This is a genomic window from Amnibacterium setariae (assembly GCF_003581425.1).
GTDB lineage: Bacteria > Actinomycetota > Actinomycetes > Actinomycetales > Microbacteriaceae > Amnibacterium > Amnibacterium setariae.
Window position 1 is genome coordinate 721,878 of sequence record NZ_QXTG01000002.1, and the last position, 19,750, is coordinate 741,627.

General features: G+C 74.5%; 15 protein-coding genes. 7 read left to right on the plus strand and 8 right to left on the minus strand.

Annotation, left to right across the window (positions count from 1 at the left end; genetic code table 11):
• Positions 1 to 7: 7 nt before the first annotated feature.
• The 5 genes from D1781_RS11395 to D1781_RS11415 all read right to left on the minus strand — a co-directional run bounded on the left by D1781_RS11395 (position 8) and on the right by D1781_RS11415 (position 5,699).
• Complete coding sequence (locus D1781_RS11395; protein ID WP_119482394.1) at positions 8 to 733, minus strand: glutamine amidotransferase; 726 nt, start codon at positions 731 to 733, stop codon at positions 8 to 10.
• Positions 730 to 1,944, minus strand: a complete 1,215-nt coding sequence (locus D1781_RS11400) for a Mur ligase family protein (RefSeq protein ID WP_119482395.1) — start codon at positions 1,942 to 1,944, stop codon at positions 730 to 732. The genes D1781_RS11395 and D1781_RS11400 overlap by 4 nt, the downstream gene beginning before the upstream one ends.
• A gap of 23 nt (positions 1,945 to 1,967) precedes the next feature.
• A complete protein-coding gene (locus D1781_RS11405; RefSeq protein ID WP_119482396.1) occupies positions 1,968 to 3,290 on the minus strand; it encodes an RNA polymerase sigma factor in 1,323 nt (440 codons plus the stop codon).
• Positions 3,291 to 3,441: 151 nt separating this feature from the next.
• A complete protein-coding gene (locus D1781_RS11410; protein WP_119482397.1) occupies positions 3,442 to 4,785 on the minus strand; it encodes an MFS transporter in 1,344 nt (447 codons plus the stop codon).
• The gene (locus D1781_RS11415) at positions 4,782 to 5,699 is read right to left on the minus strand and encodes a proteasome assembly chaperone family protein (protein WP_119482398.1); all 918 of its coding nucleotides are present in this window, start codon (positions 5,697 to 5,699) and stop codon (positions 4,782 to 4,784) included. The genes D1781_RS11410 and D1781_RS11415 overlap by 4 nt, the downstream gene beginning before the upstream one ends.
• Before the next feature lie 93 nt (positions 5,700 to 5,792).
• Between D1781_RS11415 and D1781_RS11420 the strand changes: the two genes are divergently transcribed.
• The 4 genes from D1781_RS11420 to sucB all read left to right on the plus strand — a co-directional run bounded on the left by D1781_RS11420 (position 5,793) and on the right by sucB (position 11,296).
• Positions 5,793 to 6,665 carry a hypothetical protein gene (locus D1781_RS11420; protein ID WP_119482399.1) on the plus strand — a complete coding sequence of 291 codons (873 nt, stop codon included), beginning with the start codon at positions 5,793 to 5,795 and terminating at the stop codon, positions 6,663 to 6,665.
• A gap of 9 nt (positions 6,666 to 6,674) precedes the next feature.
• Positions 6,675 to 8,177 carry a leucyl aminopeptidase gene (locus D1781_RS11425; RefSeq protein WP_119482400.1) on the plus strand — a complete coding sequence of 501 codons (1,503 nt, stop codon included), beginning with the start codon at positions 6,675 to 6,677 and terminating at the stop codon, positions 8,175 to 8,177.
• A 101-nt stretch (positions 8,178 to 8,278) separates the two neighbouring features.
• Positions 8,279 to 9,652: a dihydrolipoyl dehydrogenase gene (gene lpdA / locus D1781_RS11430; RefSeq protein WP_119482401.1), complete on the plus strand. Its 1,374-nt coding sequence runs from the start codon at positions 8,279 to 8,281 to the stop codon at positions 9,650 to 9,652.
• 51 nt (positions 9,653 to 9,703) lie between these two features.
• Complete coding sequence (gene sucB, locus D1781_RS11435) at positions 9,704 to 11,296, plus strand: 2-oxoglutarate dehydrogenase, E2 component, dihydrolipoamide succinyltransferase (protein ID WP_119482402.1); 1,593 nt, start codon at positions 9,704 to 9,706, stop codon at positions 11,294 to 11,296.
• A 24-nt stretch (positions 11,297 to 11,320) separates the two neighbouring features.
• On the opposite strand, the gene D1781_RS11440 is transcribed toward sucB, so the two are convergent.
• Entirely contained in the window at positions 11,321 to 12,505 is a 1,185-nt protein-coding gene (locus tag D1781_RS11440; protein ID WP_147392082.1) for a hypothetical protein, read from the minus strand.
• A 72-nt stretch (positions 12,506 to 12,577) separates the two neighbouring features.
• Between D1781_RS11440 and D1781_RS11445 the strand changes: the two genes are divergently transcribed.
• The 3 genes from D1781_RS11445 (at position 12,578) to glnA (ending at position 15,270) form a co-directional block, all read left to right on the plus strand.
• Positions 12,578 to 13,273 carry a DUF4191 domain-containing protein gene (locus tag D1781_RS11445; RefSeq protein ID WP_119482404.1) on the plus strand — a complete coding sequence of 232 codons (696 nt, stop codon included), beginning with the start codon at positions 12,578 to 12,580 and terminating at the stop codon, positions 13,271 to 13,273.
• Positions 13,270 to 13,704, plus strand: a complete 435-nt coding sequence (locus D1781_RS11450; RefSeq protein WP_119482405.1) for a J domain-containing protein — start codon at positions 13,270 to 13,272, stop codon at positions 13,702 to 13,704. The genes D1781_RS11445 and D1781_RS11450 overlap by 4 nt, the downstream gene beginning before the upstream one ends.
• Before the next feature lie 129 nt (positions 13,705 to 13,833).
• Positions 13,834 to 15,270 (plus strand): type I glutamate--ammonia ligase, encoded by a 1,437-nt coding sequence (gene glnA, locus D1781_RS11455; RefSeq protein ID WP_119482406.1) that lies wholly within the window; start codon positions 13,834 to 13,836, stop codon positions 15,268 to 15,270.
• A gap of 138 nt (positions 15,271 to 15,408) precedes the next feature.
• Here the strand turns inward: glnA and D1781_RS11460 are convergent, their stop codons facing one another.
• Positions 15,409 to 18,435: a bifunctional [glutamine synthetase] adenylyltransferase/[glutamine synthetase]-adenylyl-L-tyrosine phosphorylase gene (locus tag D1781_RS11460; protein ID WP_119482407.1), complete on the minus strand. Its 3,027-nt coding sequence runs from the start codon at positions 18,433 to 18,435 to the stop codon at positions 15,409 to 15,411.
• Positions 18,404 to 19,744: a glutamine synthetase family protein gene (locus D1781_RS11465; protein WP_119482408.1), complete on the minus strand. Its 1,341-nt coding sequence runs from the start codon at positions 19,742 to 19,744 to the stop codon at positions 18,404 to 18,406. Before D1781_RS11465 ends, D1781_RS11460 begins: the two co-directional genes overlap by 32 nt.
• Between the last annotated feature and the right edge of the window lie 6 nt (positions 19,745 to 19,750).

The window sequence follows — 19,750 nt, forward strand, 5'->3', positions numbered from 1 at the left end:
CCCGCGATCAGGCGGAGGCGAGGAGCGCGGTGCGGATGCGCGCCGCGGCCGCGTCGGCGGCTGCGGCGGTCTCCCCGCGCACCGAGACCGTTCCGCCGAGGGCGCCGGCGAGGATCGCGTCCGCGAGCGCCGGGTTCTTCGCGAGCACCGGGCCGTGCATCCGCGTGCCGACGATGGAGCCGTGGCGCACGCCGTCCGCGCCCCGCCCGTCGCCGATCCCCCGCCACACGGCGCCGAGCGCCTCGACGCCCGCGTCGAGCACGAGCCCCCGCGAGTGGTTCTCGTAGCCGACGAGGTCGCCCTCCGCCGCCCGGACGACGAGGTCCCCCGCCGCACGGGAGGGCAGGGGCTCCGCGACCGCGGGCACCAGCCCGAGGCCGTCGAGCCGGCCCTCGGGCAGCACGATGCCGCGGCTCAGCGCCTCGAGGCCGGTCCCGACCGCGAGCACCGGCACGCCGTCCTCGATCCAGCCCTCGAGGTCGTCCTGCACCTCGCGCAGCGCCTCGAGGAGCCGCGGCAGCACCGGGTCGGTCGTCGAGCCGAGCACGACGGCGATCGGCGTCGAGGTCGGCGCCTCCCCCGCCGCGAGCCGCTCCACGGCGACGTCGAGGTGGCCGGCCCAGCCCGCCCGACGCGCGAGCACGAGCGCGTTCTGGGCGTCGCCGTTCACGTCGGTGAGCTCCGGGAAGAGCGCCAGCACCCCGCGCGGCCCCGAGGTCGTCGACGGGGTCATCCGGCGAGCCCCAGGTGGCTGCGGGTGCGGCGCATGGAATCGGCAGTGAACACGATCGTCTTGATCCCCCGGTCGGGCTCGGGCAGGGCGAGGAAGTCGTCGAGGGCGCGCCCGAGGTCGGGCTCGATCCGGTCGACCGCGACGCCCTGGTAGAGCAGCTGCAGGGCGACCTCGTCGGCCTTCGAGCCGGACACGATGCGGGCGCGACCGATCCGCGCGGTGTCGGCCGGCCAGAAGTAGGAGGGGTCCCGCACGTCGGACCCCATGGCGACGAGCACCTGGTCGAGCCCCTCGTCGAGCTCGTCGACGTTGAGCTGGAGGCTCGCGGTGTTCTGCACGAGCACGAACTCCACCTGCCGGCCCCGCACGGTGACGACCTCGCCGCGGCCGAACACGGGCGACATCGCGTCGAGCGCGGCGACGGCGGTCCGGGCGTCGAAGGCCGTGCCGAGCAGCTGCTCCGCCGCGGCGAGCGCGCCGGCGGCGTCGACCGCGTAGTGGACGCCCTTCGCGGGCAGCCGGACGGCCAGCGCCTCCCCGCGCACCTCGATCCGCGCCTGCCGGCCCCGGACGTCGACGACGCGGGTGCCGGTCTCGAGCCGCTCCGGCGCCGTCGCGGCGTAGCCGAGCCCGCGCGGCGCGGCCGCGAGGACGTCGACGCTCACGCCGAACGGCACCACCGCCGCCTTCGGCGCCAGCGCCGTCAGCAGCGCGTCGTCGCCGTTCAGCACCACCGCGTCCGAGGCGCGCGCCGCGATGCGAGCGAGCATCGCCTGCACCTGCTGCGCGTCGTGGAAGCGGTCGATCTGGTCCGTCATCACGTTGGTCAGGAGCACGAGGCGGGCGCGGAAGCGCTCGGCGAGGCGGGCGCCGTGGCCCTCGTCCATCTCGAGCACCGCGAGGTCCGCGTCGATGCGGCCGGTGATCGAGGCGCGCTCGAGCAGCGCGGACGTCAGCCCCTGGGTGATGTTCGCGGTCGACGGGTTCGTGAAGACCCGCTTCCCGTGCGCCGCGAGGATCGCGACGAGCATCTTCGTCGTCGTCGACTTGCCGGCCGACCCCGAGACGACGACGAGCCCCTCCGGGAAGGAGGAGAGCACGTCGCCGAGGAAGCCGGGCGCGACGCGGTTGACCACGAGGCCCGGCACCGCCGAGCCGCCGCCCGCCTTCCGCAGGCGGGCGGCAAGCCGAACGCCCCGGCCGAGGAGCACGGCCGGGGCGTAACGGGGAGAACTCACTCGAGGTAGTCGCGGAGCGACTGCGAGCGCGACGGGTGGCGCAGCTTCGCCATCGTCTTCGACTCGATCTGCCGGATCCGCTCGCGCGTCACGCCGAACGTGTCGCCGATCTGGTCGAGCGTCTTCGGCATGCCGTCGCCGAGGCCGAAGCGCATCCGGATCACGCCGGCCTCGCGCTCGGACAGGGAGTCGAGCAGGCTCTCGAGCTGCTTCTGCAGCATCGTGAAGCCCACCGCGTCCGCCGGCACGACGGCCTCGGTGTCCTCGATCAGGTCGCCGAACTCGCTGTCGCCGTCCTCGCCCAGCGGGGTGTGGAGGGAGATCGGCTCGCGGCCGTACTTCTGGACCTCGACGACCTTCTCCGGGGTCATGTCGAGCTCGCGGCTCAGCTCCTCCGGCGTGGGCTCGCGGCCCAGGTCCTGCAGCATCTGCCGCTGGACGCGGGCGAGCTTGTTGATGACCTCGACCATGTGCACCGGGATGCGGATGGTGCGGGCCTGGTCCGCCATCGCGCGGGTGATGGCCTGGCGGATCCACCACGTCGCGTACGTGGAGAACTTGAAGCCCTTGGTGTAGTCGAACTTCTCGACCGCGCGGATCAGACCGAGGTTGCCCTCCTGGATCAGGTCCAGGAACTGCATGCCGCGGCCCGTGTAGCGCTTGGCGAGCGAGACGACGAGGCGGAGGTTCGCGCCGAGCAGATGGCTCTTCGCGCGCTGGCCGTCGCGGGCGACCCACTTCAGCTCGCGGATCAGCTCCTTGTCGAGCTTGTCGCCCTCCGTGGAGAGCTTCTCCTCGGCGAACAGGCCCGCCTCGATGCGCATCGCGAGCTCGACCTCTTCGGCCGCGTTCAGCAGCGCGACCTTGCCGATCTGCTTCAGGTAGTCCTTGACCGGGTCTGCCGTGGCGCCGGTGATCGCCGTCGAGTAGACGGGGATCTCGTCCTCGTCGGACATCGACAGGACCAGCGCGCCCGTGGGCAGCGGCGCGTCCTTCTCGATCGGCGTCTCGTCGGCGACCTCCTCGGTCGCCGTCTCCTCGGTCGTCTCCTCGGAGTCCTCCGGGGTCTCCGCGGTCTCCTCGGAGTCGGTGGTCTCCTCCTCCTCGGCGTCGGCGGGGACCTCGACGTCCTCGTCGTCGACCTCGGTCTCCTCGGCGTCCTCGTCGGCGGCCTTGGTCTTCGCCTTCGTGGCCGCGGGCTTCGCGGCCTTCTTGGCCGCGGGCTTCGCAGCCGGCTTGCGGGCCGTCTTCTTCGCGGCGGGCGCGGTCGGCGTCTGCTCGATCTCCTCGTCCGCGACGATTGCGGTCGGTGTGCTCATGTGGCCCCCTCAGGACGGTGCGCCGGTGTCGGCGCCGGGCGGTGATGTTCGGGTTCGGGCCGCCCTCCCCGACGGGCGACAGCGTGCTCAACGGCGGCGGGACCACCGGCATTCCCGCTCGCGCCCCGGCAGACCTACAATTGTACACGCCTCACGGCGTGTCGGAGGAACCCGTCCCCGTCCTGCGCGCGGCGGACCTCGAGCGGACCGCCCGCCAGAGCGGGCCGACGCGCACGCCCTCGTCCCGCAGCAGGTCGCGGCGGGCCAGCCGACGGGTCAGCAGGAACGCGATCGTGCCGCCGCCGACGATCGCGTACTGCACCGAGAGCGCCGTCTTGAAGGCCGCGAGCGAGTAGAGCGGCGCCCCGGTGGAGCCGTGCTGGGCGTCGAGCAGCACCCCGATCAGGAACATCATCGTGAAGCTCGCGGTGAAGCCGCCGACGTTGACGAAGCCGCTCGCGCCGCCCAGGCCCTCGGGCGCGTTGTAGGTGCGGGCGTAGTCGAAGCCGATCTGCGACCCGGGGCCGCCGACGCCGAGCGCGACGACGAGCAGCACGAGCAGGACCAGCGGCGGGCGCCCCGGCCAGGCGAGCACGAGCGTCCAGGCGACGCCGAGCCCGAGCACGATCGTCAGCACGAGGTTCGAGCGGCGCAGGGGGAACCGGCCGGTCAGGCTGCCGAGCAGCGGCCCGATCAGGAAGCCGGCGAGCACCTGCACGGTCAGCAGCGCCGACGCCTCCTGCCGCGGCAGCCCGACCGCGGAGACGAGGAAGGGGTAGCCCCAGAGCAGCGCGAAGACGACGCCGCTCGACTGCGTCACGAAGTGCGCCCAGAACCCGAGGCGGGTGCCCCGCGTCCCGATCGCCGTACGCAGGCCGCGGAGCGCGCTCCGGAGGTCGACGGGGCCCACGCGCGCACCCGCGGGCGAGTCGACGAGGAGCACGAGCACGACGACGAGCGCCAGGCCGGAGAGGCCGGCGGCGCCGAGGAATGCGCCGGTCCAACCCGCGACGCCGAGGACGGCCGCGAAGGGCACGGCGGACAGCACCTGGCCGAGCTGCCCGAGGTTGCCGAGCCACTGGCTCAGCACGGGCACCCGGCGGGGCGGGAACCAGGCGTTGACGAGCCGCAGCGCGGCGACGAACGTCGTGGCGTCGCCCGCGCCGACGAGCATGCGGCCGAGGACCGCGGCCGGCAGCGTCGCCGACGCGGCGACGGTGAGCTGCCCGGCGATCATGAGCGCGGCGCCGACGGCGATCACCGCCTTCGGACCGAAGCGGTCGACGAGCACCCCGACGGGGATCTGCAGGAGCGCGTAGACGAGCAGCTGGACGACGCCGAGGCTCGACAGCGCCGCCGCGGAGACGTCGAAGCGGTCGGCGGCCGCGACGGCGGCGACGCCGAGGGTGCTCCGCTGCGTGACGGCGCAGAGGTACGCGAAGACCGCGCCCGCGAGGACGAGCCGGGCGCGACGGCCGGGTGCGGCCGCGCTCACGCCTCGTCGTCGTCGGCGCGCCGGATGGCGAGGAACTTCTCCAGCTCCGCGGCGAGCTCGTCCGCGGTGGGGACCTCGCCCTCGTCGTCCGTCAGCGGCGACCGCACGGGGTTGCCCTGCATGTAGGCGTCGTGCCGCTGCTCGAGCGTGCGCACGAGGTTCGCGAGCTCCTCGTTGCCGGCGACCTGCTCGTCGACCCGGGCGAGGAAGTCGCGCGCGCGGTCCCGCACCGGGTCGATCGGGAACAGCAGGCCGGTCGCCGCGGATACGGCCTCCAGCCCCTTCGAGACCGCGGTCGGCAGCTCGGTGTCCGCGAGGTAGTGGGGCACGAGGAGGACGAACTCCGCGACGTCGCGCCCGAGCTCCGCGAGGCGGAACTCGACGAGGTGCAGCACGTTCGATGGCGCCCGGGTCGTCGGCCGCCAGGCGCTCATCGTGTCGATGAGGTCCTGGCGCGTGCCGCCCACCGTGACCTGCATGGGCCGGGTGTGCGGCACCGGCATCGGGATGCCCTGCAGCCAGACGGTCGTCGTGACGCCGAAGCGGTCGATCAGGCCGAGGACCGCGGCCGCGAAGCGGTTCCACTGGAAGTCCGGCTCGTACCCGGTCAGCAGCAGGAACGGCCGCCCGATCTCGTCGCGGCAGAGGCTGAGCACGAGGGAGGCGGGCGTGTACGAGGCGATGTGGTCCTCGTGGAACTCGATGACCGGGCGGCGGGCGCGGTAGTCGAGCAGCTCGTCGTCGTCGAAGACCGCGACGGGGACCGGCGACACGGTGTCCGAGAAGTACTCCCCGAGCTGCTGCACGGCCGCCCCGGCGTCCGCGAAGCCGGTCAGCCCGGCGACGAGCGGCAGGCCCTGCGGCACGTCCGCCGCCTCCGGCGTGAGCTCGTACAGGTCCTCCGGCTCGCGCATCGGTCGATCCTACCGAGCCGGGGGGACGCCGCCGGGCGATGCCGACCCCCGCTCGACCGGCGTCCCGGCGGCCGCCGGTGCCAGGGTGTGCGGATGGTGCAGCACGCCGACGCGGCGGCCGTCGCGGGACGGCTCCGGCAGGCCTGGAGCCGATCCGGCGCCGTGACCGAGGGCTTCCGCTTCCGCGACGCCGAGGTCGAGGTCGACGGGGTGATCCGGGTCGCGTTCGACTGGCGCCGCGACCCGCAGCGCTACGCCGTGCGCATCCCCTTCCCCGGCTGGATCCGCGACGCGATCGGTGACGGGTTCACGGCGCGCGAGGCCGTCGACGAGCTCTCCCTCCGGCTGATGGAGGAGCTCGACACGGGCTTCGTGTCCCGGGCCGCGCGCACGCCCGACGGCGACGTCGTGCTGCTCGAGGACCGCGCCCCGCGACGCACCGGGTGGTGCGTCGGCGACGTGCCGCTCGAGCAGTCGGCCTCGGCACGGGAGCGCGCGCTCGAGCAGGCGCGTCGGACGGGCCGCTCGACCGTCGTCGTGGCCGGTCGCGACGCCGACGACCTCGAGCCGGTCGCGGACCCGGGTCGGCACCTCGACGACGACGGTCTCGACGGGAGCGCCGGTCGCGCGGCGGTGCGGGCCGGGGACCTGATCGCGTGGCTGCAGCTCGACCGCGGCGACCTCGCGTCGCGGTTCGTCGGGCAGGCGGTGGTGACGCGGCTCGACGGCTCGACGGCCCGCGTGGCGCTGCTGGAGCTGCGGACGTCGGACCCCGCAGCGGCCGAGGACCTCGCGATCGCGGCGTGCCGCCGCGCCGTCGAGGCGGGAGCGCAGCGCATCGAGGCGCCGCGCGACCTCGACCTGCTCCTCGACCTCGGCTTCCGCGCCGAGGGCGAGGTGCTCGCTGCCCGGTACGACGAGGTGCGCCCGCCGGAGCCGTGCGGGCGCTCGGGCGCGCCTGCCTAGGCTCCCCGCATGGCCTCCCCCGAACTCCTCGTCTCCGCCGCCGCGCCCGCCGACGCGGCGGCCGACGTCCTCGTCGTGCCGGTCCGCAGCGCGGAGGGCGGCGCCGAGACCGTCGGCGTCGACCTCGGGCTCGACCTCGCCGCGATCGGCGTGATGGGCGCCGTGGGCGACGCGGTGCGCCTGCCGGGCACCGGCGTCGCCGCCGGCTCGGTCCTGCTGATCGGCGTCGGCAAGGCCCTCGACGCCGACGGGCTCCGCGCCGCCGCCGCGAACGCGGTCCGTCGCCTCGCCGGGGTCGGGACCGTCGCGCTGGCCCTCCCGACCGAGGACGACGAGGGGCTCGCCGCGGTGCTCGAGGGCGCGGCCCTCGGCGCGTACGCCTACACCGCCTACCGCGAGAAGAGCCTCGCCGGCCAGAAGCCGCCGGTGGAGCGCGTGATCGTGCTCGGCGCCGCCGAGGCGGAGGCCGCCGTCCGCCGCGCGACCGTGCTGGCCGACGCCGTCGCGCTCGTCAAGGACCTCGTGAACGCGCCGCCGAACGACCAGCCGCCGGCCGTGCTCGCGGACCGCGCCGTGCAGGCCGCCGAGGAGGCCGGCGCGATCGCCCGGGTCTGGGACGAGGCCGCGCTGGAGGAGGGCGGCTTCGGCGGCATCCTCGGCGTCGGCGCCGGCTCGGTGCGCCCGCCGCGCCTGGTCCGCGTCGGGTGGGAGCCCGACTCCCCCGCCGCCTCGGTCGCGCTCGTCGGCAAGGGCATCACCTTCGACTCGGGCGGCCTGTCGCTGAAGCCCGGCGCGTCCATGGTCGGCATGAAGTACGACATGACCGGCGCCGCGACCGTGCTCGCCGTCGTGACCGCGGCCGCTCGCCTGCGCCTCCCGATCGCGGTGACGGCGTGGCTGTGCATCGCCGAGAACCTCCCGTCCGGCAGCGCGATCCGCCCGAACGACGTGCTGCGCATCCGCGGCGGCCGCACCGTCGAGGTGCTGAACACCGACGCGGAGGGGCGACTCGTCATGGCGGACGGTCTCGTGATCGCCGGCGAGGAGCACCCCGACGCGATCCTCGACGTCGCGACGCTCACCGGCGCCGTCATCAGCGCGCTCGGCACCCGGTACTCGGGGGCGATGGGCGACGACGACCTCGTCGCCCGCACCCGGGCCGCCGCCGAGCGCGCCGGCGAGCTGCTCTGGCACCTCCCGCTGCCCGAGGAGCTGCGGGCCGTCCTCAGCTCCGACGTCGCCGACATCGCGAACGTGAAGATCGGCAGCACCGCGGGCGGCGCGCTCGTCGCGGGTCAGTTCCTCAAGGAGTTCGTGCCCGAGCGCGAGGACGGCTCGCCCGTCCCGTGGGTGCACCTCGACATCGCCGGCACGGCCGAGAACAAGGGCGCCGCCTACGGCGCGACAGGCTCGGGCCCCACCGGCGTGATGGTCCGGACGCTGCTCGCGCTGCTCGAGGACATGGCCTCGACGGGGGCGGCGCCGAGCCTTCCCCGACGCGGCGGGGAGTAGGGTTCCAGGGGCGCTCCGGGCGGGGCTCCGCTGCCTCCGACACGATCGGCGGGGCGGTCCTGCGCGGTCGTCCGAACGACCAGAACGGGAGAACCGACGACGTGCCTGACCAGTCCTTCGACCTCGTCATCCTCGGCGGCGGGAGCGGCGGCTACGCCGCCGCGCTGCGGGCAGCGGAACTCGGCATGTCGGTCGCGGTGATCGAGAAGGACAAGGTCGGCGGGACCTGCCTCCACCGCGGCTGCATCCCGACCAAGGCCCTCCTCCACGCCGCGGAGGTCGCCGACGCGGCGCACGACGCCGAGCACTACGGCATCCGCGCGACCTTCGACTCCGTCGACATCGCGGGCGTCACCGCCTACCGCACCGGCATCGTCGCCAAGAAGTTCAAGGGCCTGCAGTCGCTGCTCAAGGCGCGCGGCGTGACCACGATCGACGGGTACGGCCACCTCGCCTCCGCGACGCAGGTGCACGTCGGCGACTCGACGATCACCGGCAAGAAGATCGTCCTCGCGACCGGGTCCTACTCCCGCTCCCTGCCGGGCCTCGAGCTCGGCGGCCGGGTCATCGACTCGGAGAAGGCGCTCGACCTCGACTTCGTGCCGAAGAAGGTCGCCGTGCTCGGCGGCGGCGTCATCGGCGTCGAGTTCGCGAGCGTCTGGAAGTCCTTCGGCGCCGACGTCACGATCATCGAGGCGCTGCCCCACCTCATCCCGAACGAGGAGGAGGTGCTGTCGAAGGCGCTCGAGCGCGCGTTCCGCCGCCGCGGCATCCAGTACTCCCTCGGCGTGCGGTTCCAGTCGGTCACGCAGAACGACTCCGGCGTCGTCGTGACGCTCGAGGACGGCAAGACGATCGAGGCCGAGCTGCTGCTCGTCGCCGTCGGCCGCGGCCCGGCCACGGCCGGCAACGGGTTCGAGGAGGCCGGCGTCGCGATCGACCGCGGCTTCGTCACCGTGAACGACCGGCTCGAGACCTCGCTGCCCGGCGTCTACGCGGTCGGCGACATCGTCTTCGGCCTGCAGCTCGCGCACCGCAGCTTCCAGCAGGGCATCTTCGTCGCGGAGGAGATCGCGGGCCTCAACCCGGCGATCGTCTCCGACGTGAACATCCCGCGCATCACGTACTCGGAGCCGGAGGTCGCGTCGGTCGGCCTCACCGAGGCGAAGGCGGTCGAGCAGTACGGCCGCGACGCGGTCGTCGCCTACGACTACAGCCTCGCCGGCAACGCCCGCAGCGAGATCATCGGCACCACGGGCTCGATCAAGGTCGTCCGCGTGAAGGACGGGCCCGTCGTCGGCGTGCACGGGATCGGCTCCCGCGTCGGCGAGCTGATCGGCGAGGCGCAGCTCGTCGTGAACTGGGAGGCGTACCCCGAGGACGTCGCGCCCTACCTCCACGGGCACCCGACGCAGTACGAGGCCCTCGGCGAGGCGTTCCTCGCGCTCGCCGGCAAGCCGCTCCACGCCCTCTGACCGCACGCACCACGTCCGACGGCACCGCCGCCGCCCGAAAGGAACCATCCGATGAGTGAGTCCGTCACCCTTCCGGCGCTCGGGGAGAGCGTCACCGAGGGCACGGTGACCCGCTGGCTGAAGCAGGTCGGCGACTCGGTCGAGGTCGACGAGCCCCTGCTCGAGGTCTCCACCGACAAGGTCGACACCGAGATCCCGTCGCCCATCGCGGGCGTGATCGAGGAGATCCTCGTCCAGGAGGACGAGACGGTGGAGGTCGGCGCCGCGCTCGTGCGCATCGGCGACGGCTCCGGTTCGGGGTCGACCGGCAGCGAGGCCGCGCCGGAGCCCGAGGAGGCCGACCAGGCCCCGATCGAGTCGAACCCCGCTCCCGCGCCCGTGCAGGTCTCGGACGCGCAGCCGGAGGAGGACGCCGACGCCGGCACCTCCTACACGGAGCCCACGCCGGAGCAGGAGGTGGCCCAGCCCGCCGCCTCGTCCGAGCCGGCCCCCTCCCAGCAGGCGAGCGGCTCGCAGCCGCCGCTCGCCCAGGAGGCGACGAGCTCCACGGACGTCGAGCCGGGCCGGGACGCCGCGCCCGCCGCCGCGCCGAGCGCGCCGCCGACGCCCGCCCAGCCCGCAGCCGCCCCGGCACCGAGCGCGCCGGCGCAGAGCGCGCCCGCCCCGACCCCGGCGCCGAGCGCTCCCGCCGCCGCGCCGAGCACCCCGGCGGAGACCGCGGGCGCCCACGCCGCCGCGCCCTACGTCACGCCGATCGTCCGCAAGCTCGCGAACGACCGCGGGGTCGACCTGTCGAAGCTCCAGGGCTCCGGGGTCGGCGGCCGCATCCGCAAGGAGGACGTGCTCGCCGCCGCCGAGGCGCAGGCCCCGGCCGCCGCCGAGTCGGCGCCCGCCGCGACTCCGGCGAAGCCCGTCGAGCCGTCGCCGCTGCGCGGCACGACCGTCAAGATGTCGCGGCTCCGCAAGGTCGTCGCCGAGCGCGCGGTCGTCTCGATGCAGTCGACGGCACAGCTCACGACGGTCGTGGAGGCCGACGTGACGGCGGTCGCCAGGCTCCGCGCCTCGGTGAAGGACGAGTTCCTCGCCAAGACCGGGCAGAAGCTGTCGTTCCTGCCGTTCTTCGCCCTCGCGGCGGTCGAGGCGCTGCAGCAGCACCCGATCATCAACGCGACCGTCGACGGCGACTCGATCGTCTACCCGGACACGGAGAACGTCTCGATCGCGGTCGACACCGAGCGCGGCCTGCTCACCCCGGTCATCCGGAACGCGGGCGGCCGCTCGATCGCCGACCTCGCGGGCCAGATCGCCGACCTCGCGAGCCGCACGCGCGACAACAAGCTGAAGCCGGACGAGCTGGCCGGCGGCACGTTCACGCTGACCAACACGGGGTCGCGCGGCGCGCTGTTCGACACCCCGCTCGTGTTCCTGCCGCAGGTCGCGATCCTCGGCACCGGCGCGGTCGTGAAGAAGCCGGCGATCGTCCCGACGGCCGACGGCGGCGAGTCGATCGCGATCCGCTCCACGGTCTACCTCGCGCTCAGCTACGACCACCGCATCGTGGACGGCGCCGACGCGGCCCGCTTCCTCACCGCGGTGAAGCAGCGCCTCGAGGGCGGCGACTTCCGGGGCTCGCTCGGCATCTGACCCGCACCCGGCCTCGGTCCGAGGTCACCCTGGAGGCTCCGCGACGACGTCGCGGAGCCTCCAGCCGTTCGGCAGCCGGACGGCCAGCGCGGTGCCGTCCCCGGACGTGCCGAGCGCCGTGCCGCCGCCCTCGGTCACCCGCAGCCCCCGCCGCTCGATCCGGGCGGCCGCGGTGCCCGCCCGCACCGCCGCGAGGTCGGCCGCGAGGACCGGCGAGCCCGGGGCGTCGACCGCGTCGAGGCACGCCTCGCTCCCCCGCGCCAGGCAGTCGTCGCGCGCGGCGAGCAGCCGGTCGAGCGCCGCGGCCGGCTCGACCTCGCGACCGACGTCGGCCGACCGCGGAGCGGCGGCGCGGGTCGTCCCGGCGCGGGGCGTCGCCGTCGGCCGGACCGCCGTGCCGGACGGCGCCGGACGCGCCGAGAGCGGGGACGACGCGGCCGGAGCAGCCGGCGCCGCACCCGCCGGCAGGAGGACCACCGCGACGACCAGCAGGACCGCGGCGCCGCCGAGCGCGAGCCAGGCCCTGGGGCGCACGGCCCCGAGCGCGCGACGGACGCGCAGGGCGGCGGACTCCCCCGGACCGCCCGGCGGATGCTGCCCGGGCGACGCCGGGACCAGCCGCGCGGGCAGCGCCGCACCGATCGGCAGGACCGGCTCGACGGGCCGCCGCAGCCGCACGGGCACCGCGGGCGCGAGGGCGTAGAGCGCTGCCGCGAGGGCGAGGAGGTCGTCCCCCTCCGGGAAGGGCGCACCCGTCGGGGCGAGCAGCGCCGTCCCGAGCAGCCGGAACGCGGCCACGTCGTCCCTGCGCCGTGCGGCGAACGCCTCCGGTCCGACGCGCCGCAGCAGCGCGGGCGCGAGCGGTGCGGACCAGGACGGGCTCCCCTCCGCGTCGAGCAGCACGGCGTCGGCCCGGACCCCGCCGTGCGCGACGCCGGCGCCGTGCAGGCGCGCGAGCGACTGGGCCAGCGGGACGAGGACCGTCACCGCCTCCCCCGTCGGCAGCCCGCCCGGGGCGGCGAGCAGCTCCGGCAGCCGCGCCGCCGGTGCCGGCACGAGCACGACGAGGTCGCCGTTCGGCGCGGTGCCGACGTCGAGGACCGGGGTCAGGTGCGCTCCGGCGCCCACGAGCAGCGCCTCGAGGCGGTCGGTGCGGTCGGGGCGGAGCCGGAGCTCGACGGCGGCGACGTCGGTCGCGGTGTCGGTCACGGCGGGGAGCATGCTCCTCCGCCACGCCCCTCCGCCCGCCTCGGCCTGGGGAGGAGCGGATACGCTGCTCTCATGGCCCGATCCACCGGTCGCCCGGCCCGGGAGCCGGGTCGAGTCCGACAGCTCCTCGACGTCTTCACGATGACCCGGAAGGTCGACCCCACCCTCGTCTGGTGGATGCTGCTCGCCTTCCTCGTGCCCGTCCTCGTCGGGATCGTGCTCGCGTTCGTCGCGGCCGGCTCGGTGCTCGGCGCGATCCTCTGGGTCGTCGTGGGCGTCGCCGCGGGCTTCCTCGCCGCGCTCATCGTGATGAACCGTCGCGCAGAGCGCGCCGCCTACGCCCGCATGGAGGGCCAGCAGGGCGCGGTGGGCGCGGTGCTGCGTGCCACGCTCCGCCGCGGCTGGCGCGGCAGCGAGATCCCCGTCGCGGTCAGCCCGCGGTCCCGCGACGCGGTCTACCGCGCGGTCGGCCGCCCCGGCGTCGTGCTGATCGCGGAGGGGCCGAAGGGCCGTACGCAGCGCCTCGTCGACGAGGAGCGCCGGAAGGTCCTCCGGGTCGCCCCGAACACGCCGATCTCCGTGCTCCGCGTCGGCGGCGACGAGGGGTCGATCCGTCTCGGGCAGATCAACCGCAGCCTCGCCCGCCTGAAGCCCAAGCTGACGCGCGCGGAGGTGCTGGCCGTCAGCAACCGGCTCGAGTCCCTCGCCGGCGGCGTGCCGGTGCCGAAGGGCATCGACCCGACGAGGACGCGCCCCGTCCGTCGGTGACCGCCGCCGGTCCCGCATCGCGCTCGGCGGCGGCCGAGCTGCTCGGCGTGCCGGAGGGCGCGTCGGCGCAGGAGGTGCAGCGCGCCTTCCTCCGCGCCGCACGACGCACCCATCCCGACCTGCAGGGCGAGGCCGACGAGGAGACCCGCCGCGCCGCCGGGGAGGCGTTCGCCGCGCTGACCGACGCGCGGGACGTGCTGCTCGCGGCGCTGCCGATGGACCCGCTCGAGCGCGCGGGGCTCGCCGCGCCGCCGCCCGGTGCCGTCGCGCCCGCCTCCTACCGGGCCCCCGCCCGCGGGCTCGGCGGGTCGCTCGTCGTGCTCGCGCTGCTCGGCTTCCTGCTGATCGGCATCGTCGCGGCCGAGTACGCGCTGCTCGGCCAGGGCGATCCCGGGGCGCCCGTCGACCCGTCGGTGACCCTCGCGCCCTGACGGACCGCGACCGCCGTAACGTCCGCGAAACGAACCGGTGACCTCGCCGAAACGACGCCCCCCGTAGGGTCGTCACCGACTGCATCTGCAGTCGCCTCCCCGGACCACGCGCAGGAGATCGACAGCCGCATGCCCACCCCCACGTTCACGGACTCGTCCGAGGTCATCAAGTTCATCAAGGACACGGACGTCAAGTTCCTCGACATCCGGTTCACCGACCTCCCGGGTGTGCAGCAGCACTTCAACATCCCGGCGTCGACCGTCGACGAGGAGTTCTTCTCGGTCGGCCAGCTGTTCGACGGCTCCTCCATCCGGGGCTTCGCGAACATCCACGAGTCGGACATGCAGCTGATTCCGGACATCTCGACGGCCTACGTCGACCCGTTCCGCGTCGAGCGCACGCTGATCCTCGTCTTCGACATCTACAACCCGCGCAACGGCGAGATCTACGCGAAGGACCCGCGCCAGATCGCGCACAAGGCCGAGAACTACCTCGCCACGACGGGCATCGCGGACACCGCCTTCTTCGCGCCCGAGGCCGAGTTCTACATCTTCGACGACGTGCGCTACGAGGTCTCGCAGGGCTCGAGCTTCTACAAGGTCGACTCGAGCGAGGCGGCCTGGAACTCCGGCCGCGAGGAGATCGGCGGCAACCTCGCGAACAAGACGCCCTACAAGGGCGGCTACTTCCCGGTGTCGCCGGTCGACCAGCACGCGGACCTCCGCGACGACATCTCGCTGAAGCTCATCGAGGCCGGCCTGATCCTCGAGCGCGCCCACCACGAGGTCGGCACCGCCGGCCAGGGCGAGATCAACTACCGCTTCGACACGCTCGTGCACGCGGCCGACGACATCCTGAAGTTCAAGTACATCGTCAAGAACACGGCCCGCCAGTGGGGCAAGACGGCGACCTTCATGCCGAAGCCGCTGTTCGGCGACAACGGCTCGGGCATGCACACCCACCAGTCGCTCTGGAACGGCGGCCAGCCGCTGTTCTACGACGAGGCCGGCTACGGCGGGCTCTCGGACATCGCGCGCTGGTACATCGGCGGCATCCTGAAGCACGCGCCGTCGCTGCTCGCCTTCACGAACCCGACGACGAACAGCTACCACCGCCTCGTCCCGGGCTACGAGGCCCCGGTGAACCTGGTGTACTCGGCCGGCAACCGCTCCGCCGCGATCCGCATCCCGATCACGGGCACGAACCCGAAGGCGAAGCGCATCGAGTTCCGCGCGCCCGACGCCTCCGGCAACCCGTACCTCGCGTTCGCCGCGCAGCTGATGGCGGGCATCGACGGCATCCAGAACCGCATCGAGCCGCACGAGCCGGTCGACAAGGACCTGTACGAGCTGCCCCCGGAGGAGGCGAAGCTCATCCCGCAGGTGCCGGGCTCGCTCGACCTGGTGCTCGATGCGCTCGAGGCCGACCACGACTACCTGACCGCGGGGAACGTGTTCACGCCCGAGGTCATCGAGACGTGGATCGACTACAAGCGGGAGAAGGAGATCAAGCCGCTCGCGGCCCGTCCGCACCCGTTCGAGTACGAGCTGTACTTCGGCGTCTGATCCGAGCCGCACGCACGCGAGGCCGTCGCCCTTCGGGGCGGCGGCCTCCGTCGTTCCCGGCCCTGGCGGGGCGCTCCGCTGCAATCCGCCTCGAGCGCTCGGCCGGATCTGCAGCGGAGGGCCCCACCACCGGCCGGGTCAGGTGAAGAGGCGCTCGAAGATCGTGCGGGCGCGGCGCGTGGCCTTCAGCAGGTCGTCCTCGAGCTGCGCGGCGGAGCCGGGCGGGTACTCGAGGATGCGGGCGATGCCCTCGAGGGCGCCGCGGTCGGTCGGCAGCAGGTCGGACGTGCGGTTCGTCCAGAGCGTGATCGCGCTGCGGAGGCGCGACGCGAGCACCCATGCGGCGCGGAGCTGCGCGGCGTCGTCCCGGTCGATCAGGCCGGCTCCGACGGCGGCGTCGAGCGCGTCCAGCGTGCTCTGCGTGCGGAGCCCCGGGACGGTCGCGCCGGCCTGGAGCTGCAGCAGCTGCACGATCCACTCGACGTCCGACAGGCCGCCGGGCCCGAGCTTCAGGTGGCGCTCCCGGTCGACGCCGCGCGGGAGGCGCTCGGTCTCCATCCGCGCCTTGATGCGGCGGATCTCCCGGACCGCGCCGTCGTCGAGCGACGCCGGGTAGCGCATGCGGTCCGCGAGGGCCTCGAAGTCCTCCACGAGCGTCCGGTCCCCCGCGACGCCGCGCGCGCGCAGCAGCGCCTGCGACTCCCACGTCAGCGACCAGCGGGCGTAGTACGCCTCGTAGGACCGGAACGAGCGGACGACCGGGCCGTTGCGGCCCTCGGGCCGCAGGTCGAAGTCGAGGTCGAGCGGCAGCCGCGGGTCGGTGGTGAGCCGCTTCACCTCGGCCACGAGCGTCGCCGCCTGCTTCTGCGCGACGTCGTCCGGCATCCCCGCGATCGGCCGGTAGACGGCGAGGACGTCGGCGTCGGAGCCGAACCCGAGCTCGGCTCCCCCGTACCGGCCCATCGCGATGATCGCGAACTCCGGCCACGGCCCGTCGTCACGGCGGACGGACCGGACGGCGCCCGCGAGCACCGCGGTGGTGACGTCGGCGAGCGCGGGCCCGAGCTCCTGGACGGAGATCGTGCCGAGCAGCGCTCCGAGGGCGAGCCGCAGCACCTCCCTCCGCCGCGCCTGACGCAGCGCCGCCGCCGCGTCGTCCCGGACCGGGTGCCGGAGGACGGTGGCCGTCGTCTCCGACCGCAGCGCGGACCGCGGGCGGGGCTTCAGGTCGGCGTCGCGCTCGAGCCAGACCGCGGCCTCCGGGTTCGTCTCGAGCAGGCCGACGACGAACCGCGACTCGGAGAGGACGGTCGCGAGGCGCCGCGCCGCGGTCGGCGAGTCGCGGAGCATCCGCAGGTACCAGGCGGTGTCGCCGAGGCGCTCGGAGAGGCGGCGGAACGCGAGCAGGCCCATGTCGGGCGCGGGCCCCTCCGCGAACCACTGGAGCAGGACGGGCAGCAGCGTGCGCTGGATCGACGCCCGCCGGGAGACGCCGGAGGTGAGCGCCGCGATGTGGGCGAGCGCGCCGCGCGCGTCGAGGAAGCCGATCCCCGCCAGGCGGTCGGTCGCGGCCTCCGGCGTGAGCATCAGCTCGTCCTCCGGCAGCCGGCTCACGGCGGTGAGCAGCGGCCGGTAGAAGAGCCGCTGGTGCAGCCCGCGCACCCGGCCGCGGACCCGCGCGATGCGCTCCACGAGGTCGGGCCCGTCGGGCGCGAGCCCGCTCGTCCGCGCGACGACGCGCAGCTCGGCGTCGTCCGTGGGCAGGAGGTGGGTGCGCTGCAGCCGCCGCAGCTGGATCCGGTGCTCGACGAGCCGGAGCACCCGGTAGTCCTCGCCGAACTCCGCCGCCTCGACCCGCCCGACGTACCCGCGCTCGGTGAGGGCCCGGAGCGCGGGCAGCGTCGCGCGCGCGTGCACCCGGTCGTCGGTCCGGCCGTGGACCAGCTGCAGCAGCTGCACGGTGAACTCGACGTCCCGGAGGCCGCCGGGGCCGAGCTTCAGCTGCCGGTCGGTCTGCCCGGCCGGGATGTGCTGCTCGACCCGCTGCCGCATCCGCTGCACGTCCTGCACGAAGTCGCCCCGGCCGGACGCCTGCCACACCTTCGGCCGCACCGCCTCGAGGTACCGGCGGCCGAGGTCGAGGTCGCCCGCGAGCGGCCACGCCTTCAGCAGCGCCTGGAACTCCCATCCCGACGCCCAGCGCTCGTAGTAGCCGACGTGGGAGGCGAGCGTGCGCACGAGGGCGCCGTTGCGGCCCTCCGGTCGGAGGTTCGCGTCCACCTGCCAGAGCGACGGCTCGACGTCCGTGTCGTCGATGACGCGCATCATCGCGATCGCGAGCCGGGTCGCGAGCGGCACCGGGTCGACGTCCGACTCGGGGTCGACCCGGTCGGTGACGAAGATCACGTCGACGTCGCTGACGTAGTTCAGCTCGCGGGCCCCCGCCTTGCCCATGCCGATCACCGCGAGCGGGACGGCGCGCACGCGGTCGGCGCCGCCGGTCGCGGCGACCTCCGCCCGGGCGACCGCGAGCGCCGCCTCCAGCGCCGCGGCCGCGAGGTCGGACAGCGCGGCGGCGACCCGCTCGAACACGGCCGTGCCGGAGCGCTGCTCGAGGTCCCACGCGGCGAGCCGGGTCAGCTCGCGCCGGTACGCGGCGCGGAGCGCGCGCCGCGCCTCGTGCGCGGTGACCGCCGCGACGCCGTCGACCGCGCCGACGGAGGCGAGCAGCGCCTCCCGCAGCGCCTCGGGCGCCTGCGGCCCGGGCACGGCCTGCTGCAGGACCTCGAGCGCGTCCGGCCGGCGGAGGAGGAAGTCGGCGATGCCGCTCGACGCCCCGAGCACCAGCGCGGTGCGGCGGGCGGCGGCGGGCTCGGCGAGCAGCGCGCCGACCGCCTCCGGGGCCTTCTCGACGAGGCGGTCGAGCGCCTGCAGCGCCTCGTCCGGTGCGCCGACCGGGCGGTCGAACGCGGCGAGGACGGTCGTCCGCGGCAGGCCGACGCGGTCCGCGAGGTCCTCGATCGCGGCCCGCGCGCAGGTCAGGTCGCTGAACCCCGCCCGGGCCAGGTCGGTCAGGCGGAGCTCGTCGCCGCCGATCGCGCGGCCGGTGCGGTCGCGGCGCGGCGGCGCCGCGTCAGAGGAGCTCGAGGTTGCTGGCGAGCTCATACGGGGTCACCTGCGCCCGGTACGCCTCCCACTCGCGCCGCTTGTTCGCGAGCACGTAGCGGAAGACGCGCTCGCCGAGCGTGTCGGCGACGAGCTCGGAGTCCTCCATCAGGCGGATCGCGGCGTCGAGGTTCGTCGGCAGCGGGTCGTAGCCGAGCGCGCGGCGCTCGCCGTCGGACAGCGACCAGACGTCGTCCTCCGCCTCCGGCGGCAGCTCGTAGCCCTCCTCGATGCCCTTCAGCCCGGCGGCGAGCATCAGGGCGTACGCGAGGTAGGGGTTCGCGGCGGAGTCGATGGCGCGGTACTCGACGCGGGACGACTGCCCCTTCGTCGGCTTGTACAGCGGCACGCGGACGAGCGCGGAGCGGTTGTTGTGGCCCCAGCAGACGTAGCTGGGCGCCTCGTCGCCGCCCCAGAGCCGCTTGTAGGAGTTCACGAACTGGTTCGTCACGGCGGTGATCTCCGGCGCGTGGCGGAGGAGGCCCGCGATGAAGCGGCGGCCGATCGTCGACAGGTGGTACTCGCCGCTCGCGGAGAAGAAGGCGTTCGCGTCCCCCTCGAACAGCGACATGTGCGTGTGCATGCCGCTGCCGGGCCGGCCGGAGAGGGGCTTCGGCATGAACGTCGCGTAGACGCCCTGCTCGATCGCCACCTCCTTGATGACCGTGCGGAAGGTCATGATGTTGTCCGCCGTCGTCAGCGCGTCGGCGTAGCGGAGGTCGATCTCGTTCTGGCCCGGGCCCGCCTCGTGGTGGCTGAACTCGACCGAGATGCCGAGGTCCTCCAGCATCCGCACGCTGCGGCGACGGAAGTCGTGCGCGGTCCCGCCGGGCACGTTGTCGAAGTAGCCCGCCGAGTCGACCGGCTCGGGCCCGTCCGGCCCGATCGCGCTCGACTTCAGCAGGTAGAACTCGATCTCGGGGTGCGTGTAGAAGGTGAAGCCGGCGTCGTTCGCCTTCGCGAGCGCCCGCTTCAGCACGTTGCGCGGATCGGCGGCGGCGGGCTGCCCGTCCGGCGTCAGGATGTCGCAGAACATGCGGGCGGTCGGGTCGATCTCCCCGCGCCAGGGCAGCACCTGGAACGTGCCCGGGTCCGGCATCGCGAGCACGTCCGCCTCGTAGGAGCGGGTGTAGCCCTCGATGGCGGAGCCGTCGAAGCCGATCCCCTCCGCGAAGGCGCCCTCCACCTCCGCCGGCGCGATGGCGACCGACTTCAGGGTGCCGACGACGTCGGTGAACCAGAGGCGGACGAACTTGATGCCGCGCTCCTCGATCGTGCGGAGCACGAAATCGCGCTGCTTGTCGACCACGGCGGG